This window comes from Clostridium aromativorans (assembly GCF_020908015.1).
GTDB classification, from domain to species: Bacteria; Bacillota; Clostridia; order Clostridiales; family Clostridiaceae; genus Clostridium_B; species Clostridium_B aromativorans.
In genome coordinates this window covers 285,038-297,414 of the sequence record NZ_JAJJPB010000002.1, presented here as the reverse complement: position 1 = coordinate 297,414, position 12,377 = coordinate 285,038, and the positions used below count along the sequence as shown (strand labels likewise).

The 12,377-nt window shown below is 32.3% G+C and carries 14 protein-coding genes; all 14 read right to left on the bottom strand.

Annotated elements, in window-relative coordinates:
- Nucleotides 1–309 precede the first annotated feature (309 nt).
- The 14 genes from LN736_RS04200 to LN736_RS04135 all read right to left on the bottom strand — a co-directional run bounded on the left by LN736_RS04200 (nt 310) and on the right by LN736_RS04135 (nt 12,363).
- Nucleotides 310–1,188 (bottom strand): site-specific tyrosine recombinase, encoded by an 879-nt coding sequence (locus LN736_RS04200; RefSeq protein ID WP_150356501.1) that lies wholly within the window; start codon nt 1,186–1,188, stop codon nt 310–312.
- A 30-nt stretch (nt 1,189–1,218) separates the two neighbouring features.
- The gene (locus tag LN736_RS04195) at nt 1,219–1,449 is read right to left on the bottom strand and encodes an endonuclease III (RefSeq protein WP_150356502.1); all 231 of its coding nucleotides are present in this window, start codon (nt 1,447–1,449) and stop codon (nt 1,219–1,221) included.
- Nucleotides 1,446–2,096 (bottom strand): stage II sporulation protein M, encoded by a 651-nt coding sequence (spoIIM, locus tag LN736_RS04190; RefSeq protein WP_150356503.1) that lies wholly within the window; start codon nt 2,094–2,096, stop codon nt 1,446–1,448. Before spoIIM ends, LN736_RS04195 begins: the two co-directional genes overlap by 4 nt.
- A gap of 73 nt (nt 2,097–2,169) precedes the next feature.
- Entirely contained in the window at nt 2,170–2,691 is a 522-nt protein-coding gene (locus tag LN736_RS04185) for an NUDIX hydrolase (protein WP_150356547.1), read from the bottom strand.
- Between the two features lie 107 nt (nt 2,692–2,798).
- A complete protein-coding gene (locus LN736_RS04180; RefSeq protein ID WP_179977193.1) occupies nt 2,799–2,969 on the bottom strand; it encodes a hypothetical protein in 171 nt (56 codons plus the stop codon).
- A 142-nt stretch (nt 2,970–3,111) separates the two neighbouring features.
- Nucleotides 3,112–3,927 carry a sporulation transcription factor Spo0A gene (gene spo0A / locus LN736_RS04175; protein WP_150356504.1) on the bottom strand — a complete coding sequence of 272 codons (816 nt, stop codon included), beginning with the start codon at nt 3,925–3,927 and terminating at the stop codon, nt 3,112–3,114.
- Nucleotides 3,928–4,143: 216 nt separating this feature from the next.
- Nucleotides 4,144–5,250, bottom strand: a complete 1,107-nt coding sequence (gene spoIVB, locus LN736_RS04170) for a SpoIVB peptidase (protein ID WP_150356505.1) — start codon at nt 5,248–5,250, stop codon at nt 4,144–4,146.
- Between the two features lie 177 nt (nt 5,251–5,427).
- Nucleotides 5,428–7,128 carry a DNA repair protein RecN gene (gene recN / locus LN736_RS04165; RefSeq protein ID WP_150356506.1) on the bottom strand — a complete coding sequence of 567 codons (1,701 nt, stop codon included), beginning with the start codon at nt 7,126–7,128 and terminating at the stop codon, nt 5,428–5,430.
- An 11-nt stretch (nt 7,129–7,139) separates the two neighbouring features.
- On the bottom strand, nt 7,140–7,592 hold the full coding sequence (locus LN736_RS04160) for an arginine repressor (RefSeq protein ID WP_150356507.1): 453 nt from the start codon (nt 7,590–7,592) through the stop codon (nt 7,140–7,142).
- Nucleotides 7,579–8,442, bottom strand: coding sequence for an NAD(+)/NADH kinase (locus LN736_RS04155; RefSeq protein ID WP_150356508.1), 864 nt, complete (start codon nt 8,440–8,442; stop codon nt 7,579–7,581). Before LN736_RS04155 ends, LN736_RS04160 begins: the two co-directional genes overlap by 14 nt.
- Entirely contained in the window at nt 8,439–9,263 is an 825-nt protein-coding gene (locus LN736_RS04150) for a TlyA family RNA methyltransferase (protein ID WP_150356509.1), read from the bottom strand. The genes LN736_RS04155 and LN736_RS04150 overlap by 4 nt, the downstream gene beginning before the upstream one ends.
- A 19-nt stretch (nt 9,264–9,282) precedes the next feature.
- Nucleotides 9,283–11,157 carry a 1-deoxy-D-xylulose-5-phosphate synthase gene (gene dxs, locus LN736_RS04145; protein ID WP_229980919.1) on the bottom strand — a complete coding sequence of 625 codons (1,875 nt, stop codon included), beginning with the start codon at nt 11,155–11,157 and terminating at the stop codon, nt 9,283–9,285.
- A 56-nt stretch (nt 11,158–11,213) separates the two neighbouring features.
- Nucleotides 11,214–12,098, bottom strand: coding sequence for a polyprenyl synthetase family protein (locus LN736_RS04140; protein WP_150356511.1), 885 nt, complete (start codon nt 12,096–12,098; stop codon nt 11,214–11,216).
- 25 nt (nt 12,099–12,123) lie between these two features.
- Nucleotides 12,124–12,363 (bottom strand): exodeoxyribonuclease VII small subunit, encoded by a 240-nt coding sequence (locus tag LN736_RS04135; RefSeq protein WP_150356512.1) that lies wholly within the window; start codon nt 12,361–12,363, stop codon nt 12,124–12,126.
- Nucleotides 12,364–12,377: the final 14 nt, after the last annotated feature.

Here is a 12,377-nt window from a genome sequence, read left to right as displayed (position 1 = left end):
CTGATTTTAGAATACATCATATATAATAATTCGTCAAGTAGTTATTATTTTAGGCATCGAACCTAAAATAACAAGGACTATTCATCTCCCACTTATACAAGATAGGAGAATTACGCCCTTTTTGTTAAAATTTAAATCGGCTGCACTGCTTTTGAAACTAATAGTTGAAATACCAAATACAACTGCAAAAAACAAAGATAATATTATTTTACTTTTGTTTTTCACTTTATGCTTTTACCCTGGTGATTCAAATAGGGCCGTCACACTAATTGATTAGTGCAGCAGCCCCTATATTTTTACCTACCCCCATTATGACCTGGGGTGAGACTTTTTATAAACTTCAGCAATTTTATTTCTTTTCAAAACCGACGAATAAATCTGGGTTGCGGAAAGATCTTTATGGCCCAAGAGCTCTTGTACAGATTTAATATCCGCTCCATTTTGAAGTAAATGCACGGCAAAAGAATGTCTTAATGTAAAGGCATTTATATTTTTATCTATTTTAGCTTCTTTTGCATAGTATTTTATTATTTTCCAAAATCCCTGCCGGCTCATTTTTACTCCCTTTAGATTTAAAAATAAAATATCCAAATTATATACATTTAATTCCGGCCTTATATCTAAATATTTTTTTAAATATTTCACAGCTACAGAACCTATAGGCACTATTCTCTCATTATTCTTGGAATTACTACATTTTACATATGATAATTTTAGATTTATATCATATAACGTAAGATTTAGAAGTTCCATTACTTTCATTCCAGCAGCATACATCACCTCAAGCATAGCCTTATCCCTTATCCCCTTGTCAGTGCTTAAATCCGGCGATGAAAGGAGCTTGTCTACTTCTTCTATAGTCAATACCTCCGGTACATTATGCACTATTTTGGGAATTTGATAGTATAAAATCGGGTTTTCATTTACAATTCCCTTAAGCATGAGATATTTGTAAAAATTTCTAAGGGATACAATATTTCTAACTATTGAAGATACGGCTTTGCCTGCTTTCTGAAGATACTGTACATAAGCCATTATAGATATAATCTCTACTTTTTCTACACTCTCTTTTCTATCCTTTATAAAATTAAAAAATTTATCTATATCTCTTACATATGCATCCATAGTATTTTTACTCATATGCTTTTTTTCCAGTTCTTTTGTATAAGCCAATAAAAGGCCATTCAAAATTATCACCCGCTCTTTGAAGTTATAATTTTAAAATTTCAGAAATTCGTTGAAAACATTAATATAATTGTATATCAGATCCACATTTTTGCTGAATATACCATTTACCAGTATGCTGTTGTCGTAAGAATGGGGTTCAATAATAAAATTATATAAAATAGTATCTATAAACTTAGGCAAAAATATTCCAAAAAATATCAATATAAAAAAGCACTTTAATACCCCTATAATAAAATTTGATTCCTGCTCATTAAATATCATAATAATATCCCTTCAAAGCTGGCTACAACAAGTTTAACCATATTTGGAGTTAAATAAGCTTCCATAAAAAAACCCACACACATTACCATGGATACCATTAGAAAAGACATAGAATAAGAGGTAATACTGACTAAAATATGTGATTTCCATTGAAGTCTCGCTCTATCTTTAAAAATCATAAGTGAAAATTCCATAGCAAGTACAGATGAAAGTATTATGCAGGGTATGTATATTATATTCTGGGGCAAAACCCCCAATAGTGAAATCCACATTCCTTTTATTCCTAATTGGCTTATTATAAAACTTATAGTAAATCCTATAGTAAATCCCTTTATTATATCTATAATAAGTATTATTGGTATTCCTATCATTGTAAGTCCTAAAAACCATATAGCCAAAATTACAGGAATATTATTTTTTAAAGTTTGAAGTAATATAGATTTATAATTTAAATCTCCAGAATTCACAGCAGTTGCAAAATTCTTAAGATAGCTTACGAGATCACTTTTTTCAAATCCTCCCATATATCTGACACTGTATATGCCCATCACTATACCTGTAAAAATACATAACAGGCTTATAACATACAGCCAAAAATTATTTTTAATATGTCTATTTATCAAACCTGAAACTTTATTTTCTAACACTATTTTATCCCCCTTTTGTCAATCATCTTCTCTCTAAATAATCTATGATCCACAAAAGAGTTATATGACTATATTATATCATCATAAAAGCACATATAGTCTTGGCATCTATTATTTCACCATTTTTTATCATATCTTTAATCTCACCTATTTTAACCTCTTTGATATTTATAAATTCATCTTCATCACCTATATCGTCTCTTCCCTTGTATAGATCCTCAGCCTTGAAAATATATATATATTCATCACAAAATCCAGGACTCGTGACTACCTTCCCAATATATTCAAATTTTCTTGCTTTATAACCTATTTCCTCCTCCAATTCTCTCATTCCGCAGGTCTTTATATCTTCATCCTTCTCAATTTTTCCTGCAGGTATTTCAAGAATATTTCTCTCTATAGGCTTTCTAAACTGTTCTACCATAAATACGGTATCACTATCTTTATAGGCCAGTATTGCCACACCGCCAGGATGATTCACTACTTCTCTCTTACTTTTTCTCCCATTTGGCAATACAACAGTTTGTAGATTGACCTCAATAATTTTACCGCTGTATATCATATCTTTTTTTATAGTTTTTTCAGAAAAATCCACCTTCATATCACTTCCAATACAAAATTATGCTGTTTTATAATTTATTCAAATAAAATTTCAAATTAATTATCGTTTTCAATTTTATACTTTACTATTACAATTGTCAATTATATTTGGTTTTCTATTTTTTTTACCAACTTTTTGTAATACCTTATAATTTCTTTTATCTCTTCTTCTCTATCTATATCATTTGATATTTTTTCTCTAAGCTCGTTTACTCTACTTATAATTAAATTCTGTATGTTTCTTATTTCTTCTAACTCCAACTCTATCTTCATTTGTTCATATAACCTCCTTGCAAAAACTTCCATTCATTTTATATAAAATGAACGGAAGTTTTCAAATTAATTGATTTTATCTTTATGTTTGTTAATATTTTCATATAACTCAAAATCTTTCTAATCATTGATAATATTTATTCTAAGATACTTTGTTCTTTAATCGAAGTTTGTCAGCCACCATGGCAATGAATTCGGAATTGGTTGGCTTTCCCTTGTCATTATGTATAGTATAGCCAAAGATTTTATTTATAGTTTCCACCTGACCTCTTGACCAAGCAACTTCGATGGCATGTCTGATAGCCCTCTCAACTCTACTGGCAGTTGTATTGTATTTTTTAGCTATAGAAGGATATAATTCCTTCGTAACTGCTGATAAAAGTTCCATATTATTTACAACCATAGTTATTGCCTCTCTTAAATACATATAACCTTTTATATGAGCTGGAACACCTATTTCATGAATTATATTGGTTATCTCCTGTTTCAAATCTGCAGGATCATCCTTGAAAGATTTTATTTCATCGTTGTCCACAAATAACGTATTTCTTTTAACTTCATCCCCTCCTATTATAACATTGTTGAACATCTGCCTTATTCTTCTCGTAAGTACATTCATATCAAAAGGTTTTATGACATAGTAATCTGCCCCTAAAGTTATGGCTCTCTGGGTTATCTTATCCTGTCCTACTGCAGACAAAACTATTATCCTTGGCATTGGATCCATATTCATAGTATTTAGTCTTTCCAAAACTCCCAGTCCATCAAGATGAGGCATTATTATATCAAGCACTACTAAATCCGGCTTTTTCTCCTCAATCAGCTTAAGTGCCTCTAATCCATCCTTGGCAATACCTGTAACCACTATGTCCTTCTGATTTAAAAGATAATCATTTAGAATATTACAAAATTCTTTATTATCATCTGCAATAATTACACTTATCTTTGAATCTTCCATATTTTTACTCCCCTTTTCTTAATTAATTCCCATATCTTAACAAATAATAAATTCGACAAAGGAATTTTAATTCCTTCTTTTTTATGTAAAAAATTTTTATCTTTTATATAATCATTTTTTTGATTCTCTTAAATAAATATATTATACTTTATGTAGTTATAAAGATAGCATTTAAAATGCTATCTTTATAACTACATAATTACTTTAGCATATCTTCTACTTTAACAGGATATCAGCATCTTTTAACATCCAGTCTATATAAATGCCATATCCTATTTCAGGCTTATTTATAAGTACGTGGGTCACAGCTCCCACCAATTTACCATTTTGAATTATAGGGCTTCCACTCATCCCCTGGACTATTCCACCAGTTTTATTCAGCAGCCTGCTGTCTGTAACCTTTATGACCATACTTTTAGGTCCGGGCAGGTCTTGAGTCAGCAATTTCTGTATTTCTATATCATAGTACTCAGGTGTTCTTCCTGATATAGTAGTGAGGATCTTAGCGGGTCCTTCTTTTATTTCACTTCTCAAACCAATTTTAAGCGGCTCATAATTTACATTCTTAAGTTCTTCATTTCCCTTGCCAAAAATTCCACATTCTGTATTTTTATTTATATCACCTAATTTAAGTTCCTCATTTACAAATATACCTTTTAATTCACCTGGATTTCCCTTAACTCCCTTTTTAATAGATACTATGGATGAGTCAACTATATCTCCCGAATTTATATTCAACTTAGTTCCCGTATCTACATCTACTATGGGATGCCCTAATGCTGCAAACATTCCACTTTTTTCATCATAAAAAGTTAAAGTTCCAATTCCTGCAGTAGAATCTCTTATCCAAAGTCCTATTCTATAATTATTGTCTTCTAGCTCATTTACAGCCTTCACTGTCTTCTCAATTTTATTTCCATTTCTTTCCACAACTATTTTTATATTTTTTCCCTTTGTTCTATTTATTTCAGTCTGAGTCTGCTCAGCATTTTTTACAAAAGTATCATTTACCTTAATTATATTGTCTCCTATTCGTATGCCGGCCAGTGCAGCTGGGCTTGTTACCTTTCCCTGAGGAGTTTGTATATCTGAAAGTGCCACTACTAGCACTCCTTTGGTACTCAACTTTATTCCAATAGGCTGGCCGCCGGGATACACAGTAATATCACTGGCTTTAGCTGCTTTAAATGTTGACTTTGTTTTGATTGCCTGAGATAAACCAATACCTTTATCTATATTTTCAATTTTATAATAAGCACATAACATCATAAACAGGATTGGAATTAACATCCAACGCAATGTGATTTTGACCTTTTTTCTCATGCTTTTACCTCCCGTCTTACATTGCTTTTTCTAGGATTAAGTTGCCCTTTTAAATATGTTATTATGCTATTATATAGTTACATCTATAGTTAATGTATTGTTTTTAAATATAAATTTATACAGAAAGTTAAAAGTCACCTTTTAAGCATTTACTTTAAATGTTTAAAGACAACTTTTTCAATTTTTATTTTCCAATTTTTTTAAATCTGCCATTTTAACAATTTCCTTAGCATGTTCCAAAGTAAGCGGCGTAACCTCAGAGCCTCCTATCATCCTGGCTATTTCATATTGTTTTTCCTGTTCATTCATTCTTTTAACCTTGGTATAGGTTTTATTTTTAATAACCCTTTTTGAAACCCAATAATGAGTATCGGACATAGATGCAATCTGAGGTAAATGAGTCACGCAAAAAACCTGATGTTTTTTTGATATATTGTACATTTTTTCAGCTACACACTGCGCTATTCTTCCACTTATTCCTGTGTCTATTTCATCAAATATAATAGAGGGAATGTGATCTTTATCCACAAATACAGTTTTTAATGCCAACATCATCCTCGACAGTTCTCCACCTGATACAATTTTTTGAAGAGGCTTCAAGGGTTCACCTGGATTAGTCGATATGTAAAAAGTCACTTTATCCATGCCCTTTAAATTAAATTTTTGCTCCAGTTTGACTTCTATTTTAAATACGCTCTTTTCCAACCCTACAAACTTCAACTCATTTTTAACATTTTTTTCTAAGTCCAGGGCTATTTTATATCTGCATTCATGAAGCTGTTTACATTTCAACTTCATCTTATCTTCTAATTTTAGTCTTTCCAAATTCAAATTTTCTATTATTTTAGAAACATCTTTCATCTCTTCATATTGCTTTTCTATTTTGTTCCTATAATTTAGTATATCTTTTACACTGCTTCCATATTTTTTTTTAAAACCATTTATCTTGTATATTCTACTATTTATAGCTTCTAATTCTCCTGCATCATAGTAAAAATTATCCTTTATATCTCTTATATCCTCTATACACCCTTCTATGTTATAATAACTATCCTTGAGAGAGTCTGATATATCCTTTACCTTGGAAACAATGTTTTCTATGGAAGCAAGCTGCTTTATAACCATACCTAAACTGTCATATATGGAGCCTTTATCTCCATTGCTGCTATAAAGGCTTGCATAACAACTGTTTATAGTATTGTTTATTTTTTCGGAATTTGAAAGTATCTTAAACCTTTCATTTAATTCTTCTTCTTCCCCCTCTTTTAAATTAGCAGAGTCAATTTCGTCTATCTGATATTTCAAAAAATCAACAAGTTTTTCCCTATCCTCACTCTTACCAGAAAGATCCTGTATTTTATTCTCTATATGAATTAAATCTTTATAATCCTTTTCATACTGCCTTAACATGCTGCCAATGGAACTCTCCCCATAGTAATCTAAATAATATATATGATTTTCCTCTGAAAGTAGATTTTGATTATCATGTTGTCCATGTATATCCAGCAAAGTACTGCTTATATGTTTTAAGTTTGCCATCAAGATTGATCTTCCATTGACCTTTGCCACAGTTCTTCCAGACTGAAAAGATTCTCTGCTTATTATGACTAGATTTTCATTGGAGTCAATTTCTTCTTCTTCTAAAACTTCCAAAGTTTTAGGATTCTCTACAGTAAAAACCGCCTCAACAAAAGTCTTTTTTTCTCCTGTTCTTATTAAGTCCCTATTGAACTTTCCTCCCAATACATAATTTATGGCATCAATGAGTATGGATTTACCAGCTCCCGTTTCTCCAGAAAGTACGTTAAATCCCGATTCAAAAGATATACTTAATTTTTCTATAAGTGCAAAATTTCTTATGTTTAACTGGAGTAACATGAGCAACCCTCCTATCCAGAAATCATCTTTTTCATCCTTTGAGTTATACTTAGAGCTTTTTCATTATCTCTTGCCATGACAAATATAGTATTGTCCCCAGCTAAGGTTCCCGCTATTCCAATAAAATTCAGTGAATCAATAGCTTCTGCTGCCGCCGGAGCAGAACCTGAAATGGTCTTTATCACTACAAAATTATTTACATTTTCAACACTTATAACTGTTTGAGAAAATATATTTATAAGTTTATTTGACAGAACATTTTCCGTATGCGATATAGTGGCATATTTATATCGTCCACTATCAGCCAGTACCTTTATAAGCTTTAATTCCTTTATATCTCTTGAAACAGTTGCCTGCGTTACATTCATTCCACTTTTTTTAAGTTTTTCTGCAAGTTCCTCCTGGGTTTCAATATCATTTGAATTAATGATTTCCAATATTTTAGCATGCCTAGTTACCTTCATATATCTCACCTTCACATCCTTTTGCCTTAAATGTAATTTTCTCCTTAAGTGTATTAAAATAATCATTATTGTCAAATTTAATAAGTTTTCTCTTGTTTTGAGATCTTTCTATTTTTATAGGTCCAAACCCATTTACTTCAATACACTGCTGGCCGTCTACGGATAAATATACATTCTCAAATTTTTTTTTCGATGTTATGCTTATACGTGACCTGCTGTCCAGTATAATAGTTCTTGCAGTTAAAAATTGTGAATACATAGGCGTCAGGCACAGTACATCTAAAGATGGGTGTATTATGGGGCCTCCTGCAGATAAATTATAGCCAGTGGAACCTGTGGACGTACATACTATAATACCATCCCCATTAAATGTATTGTAGAAAGCACCATTTATATAGATATCATATCTCTGTATACCTGAATCGACTTTTCTACACAGTACTACATCATTCAGACCATCATAGCTTTTAACGCCATTCCCATCATCATAACTGCACTGTATCATATCTCTTTCCTCTACTGTATATTTTCCCATAAACAGTCTATTTAAGGCTTCTTTGACGTTACTTATCTCCACCTGAGCTAAAAATCCCAAATGTCCTATGTTTATTCCCAGTATAGGTGTCTTTGATTTAAGTACATTTTTAGATGTATTCAGTATAGTGCCATCTCCACCCAATACTATAATCACATCTAATCTATTGCTTTCATTTTCATCCAATCCTACGCAGTCCTCATATACGTTTATATTGACATTATTATCTATATTATGTATATTTTTTATTATAAAGTTCAACATTTGTTTATTCAAGTCTTTTGTTGTATTGACATTAATACCTATATTTTTCATAGTTCCTCCCCATTGAGCTCACCATGTGATGTTTCTACTATTTTAATTATATCCTCGTCTTTAAATAATCCATTAAAATCCTTTTTCTTAGTAAAATATATGAGATATTCTATATTCCCTTGGGGACCTTTTATGGGAGAATAATCCAATAAAATTATTTTCAAACCCTTTTCTTTTAAAAATTTTGCAATATCATTTATAACTTCTATATGCGTCGATTTTTCTCTAACAACACCCTTTTTCCCCACTTTTTCTCTTCCTGCTTCAAACTGCGGCTTGATAAGTGCCACTACACTGCCATTGTCTTTTAATAAATTCATAACTGCCGGTATAACTTTTTTTAGCGATATGAAAGAAACGTCTATACTGGCAAAATCAGCAGCTTCTCCTATCTGATCCGGAGTTACATATCTTATATTGGTTCTCTCCATACAAACTACCCTTTTATCTATTCTGAGCTTCCAGGCAAACTGCCCGTACCCCACATCTATGGAAAACACTTTTTTAGCCCCATTCTGAAGCATACAGTCAGTAAATCCACCTGTAGATGCACCTACATCTACACAAACCTTATTCTTTAAATTTATGTGAAATTTCTCTATAGATTTTTGTAATTTTAATCCTCCACGGCTTACAAAGGGAAGTTTTTCTCCTCTAAATTCAATATTTGAACTCTCTTTTATTTTTTGTCCGCACTTATCCACTCTCTGCCCATTTACAAATATTTCTCCAGCCATAATGCTTGCCCTGGCTTTTTCTCTGGAAGGAAATACACCTTTATTTACCAGAAGTACATCCAACCTCTCTTTTGATTCTGACATAATAAACTCCCTCACACCTTTAAAATACATGGCTCAATGCTTCTGTTTTAAGTACAGCACTTTCAATTCCCCTTGCATCCAATCCATACAATTTATATAAAATGTCAACTTTGCCATGCTGCACAAATTCATCTGGAAATCCTAAGTTTACCACTTTAATTTTATTATCTTTGGTATTTACATATTCCAGTATATAGGAGCCCAATCCACCTCTTACTACATTATCCTCAATGGTTATAATGGTTGCTCTTTCTTCTATTAATTGATTGAGCATGGTTTTATCAATTGGTTTGGCAAAACAGGCACTTATAATTTTAATATCTATATCCCTTTCTTTAAGCCTCTGCGATGCCAAAACTGCATGCTGTACCATTTTGCCCTGAGCTATCAATGCTATTTTACCTTTTCCTGATACATATTCCCATTTTCCAATATTAAAGTTTTTCAATGGTTTAAGAAGTATATCATCCCCTCCTCTTGGATATCTTATAGCTATAGGAAAATTTTGTTTCAATGCCCACTTTAACATATAAGGCAATTCATCTATACACTTAGGCGACATGATAGTCATATTTGGCATCTGAGTCAGATATGACAGATCAAATATGCCCTGATGGGTTTCTCCATCTTCTCCTACAATGCCGGATCTATCAACTGCAAAAACTACGGGAAGATTCTGCATACATACATCATGAAGCAGCTGATCATAAGCCCTTTGCAAAAAAGTAGAATAAACTGCAAAAACAGGTTTTAAACCTGAACTGGCCATTCCTGCCGCCAGCGTAACTGCATGCTGTTCTGCAATACCCACATCAAAAAATCTTTTTGGAAATCTTTCTGCAAAATTTTTAAGACCTGTACCATCCCTCATGGCAGCAGTTATGGCTACTATTCTTTTATCCTTCTCTGCCAGACTGCTCATTTCAGCTCCAAAGGTTTTAGAATAGGTATTGATTGAAGTTTTCACCAATTCCCCACTGTTGCAATTAAATGGACCTATTCCATGAAATTTGCCTGGATTCTTTTCGGCGAACTCATACCCTTTCCCCTTTTTGGTTATTATATGTATGAGAACTGGATTATTTAGTTTTTTAGCTGAATTAAGAACTTCCGTAAGTTCTTTTATATTATGTCCATCTATGGGGCCTAGATACTTTATCCCCATATCCTCAAAAAACATTCCCGGAACAACCATTTGTTTTATTCCATTTTTGAGTTTTTCAAGATACTTTGCCATTCCTTCCCCAATATTCGGTATCTTTTTTAACTTATTTTCCACTTCTTTTTTAAACTTGTTATATTTAGGATCTATCCTGATTTTATTCAGATATTTAGATACTCCCCCTACATTTTTCCCTATGGACATCTGATTGTCATTTAATACTATTATAAGTTTTGTCTTCCTGTATCCCACATCATTTAGAGCTTCCAGCGCCATTCCTCCTGTTAAGGCTCCATCTCCTATGACTGCAATCACATTATAATTCTTGTGTTCTAGATCCCTTGCCCTTGCCATACCAAGGGCTGCAGATATGGAAGTGCTGCTGTGCCCGGTTTCAAAAAAATCATATACACTCTCATTTCTTTTAGGGAATCCACTTATTCCCCCAAACTGCCTTAAAGTATCAAAACTATCCTTTCTCCCTGTTAGAATTTTATGCACATAAGCTTGATGACCTACATCCCATATAAGTTTATCGTGATTTAGATCAAATGCACTGAACAAACTCAATGTAAGTTCTACAACTCCCAAATTAGAAGCCAGGTGCCCCCCTGTCTTAGATACCTTGTCAATTAAAAATCTCCTGATTTCCACAGCAAATTGTTTTTTCTGGTTAAGAGACATTTTTTTTATATCATTTATATCTTTATATCTATCCAGCAAACTAAGCATTTTCATCTATCCTTTTTTATTAATAAAATCACTTTACAGATATTTTACACAGAAAATTATTTTTCTCTATTTAATAAAAATAAAGTTAAATTCTCTAACTGGGATGTATCCTTTTTAATTTCCTTCAGTACATCCATGCATTCACCTGTAATTGAATTACACATTTCCCTGCATTTATTCAATCCATAAGTGGTTATAAAAGTAGTTTTATTATTATCCAAATCACTCTTCGTTTTTTTACCTAAAACAGCAGTATCTCCTGTTATATCCAATATATCATCCTTTATTTGGAAGGCCAATCCTAATTTTTCACCATAATACCCCAACTTGCTTATATCCTGCTTGTCGGCAGACGCATGTACTGCTGCTGAAATTATAGAGCCCTTTATAAGAGCCCCGGTCTTTTTGCTGTGCATATAATAAAGTTGATCTATTGGTATCTCAGTATTTTCACTCAATATATCCACTGTCTGACCGCCCACCATTCCCTCAGCACCTGCACTTTCAGAAATAATACTGCAGGCCTTTAAAGCATTTTGTCCCCTTCCAATACAATGCCTGAACATCAAATTCATGGCTTCATTTAGAAGTCCATCTCCTGCCAGCATGGCAATGGCTTCGCCAAATATTTTGTGATTGGTGGGCTTACCCCTCCTCAGATCATCATTGTCCATAGCCGGAAGATCATCATGAATCAGAGAATAAGTATGTATCATCTCTATAGATGCTGCTACATCTATCACTTCACTGTAATTATCCCTGTAGAGCATATAAGTTAAAAGGAATAATATAGGCCTTATTCTCTTCCCACCCGCATTTAAGCTGTATTCCATAGCTTCATACACTCTTTTATTATAAGAACCTTTTCCCTTCATATAGTCTTTTAAATATTCATCCACTTCACCTTTTAGTTTTTCAACTATACCATTATTGACTTTCATTAATAAACTCTCCTCATTCCTATTACTATTTACTATTTATCCGAAGGTTGTCTTTTTCTTTAAAATCTTTTTCTCCCTCTTCAGTAAGAATTTTTATCTTTCCTTCTGCTTCATTTAGCATTTTATACAATTTATTACAGAGTTTTATTCCATCTTCATAGTTTTTTAAGCTCTGTTCCAAAGATAATCCGCCTGTATCCATTGAATTTACTATGTTCTCTAACTCCAGCATGATACTTTCATAACTTTCCTTTTTTCTAGGCATAATTACCCTCCTTT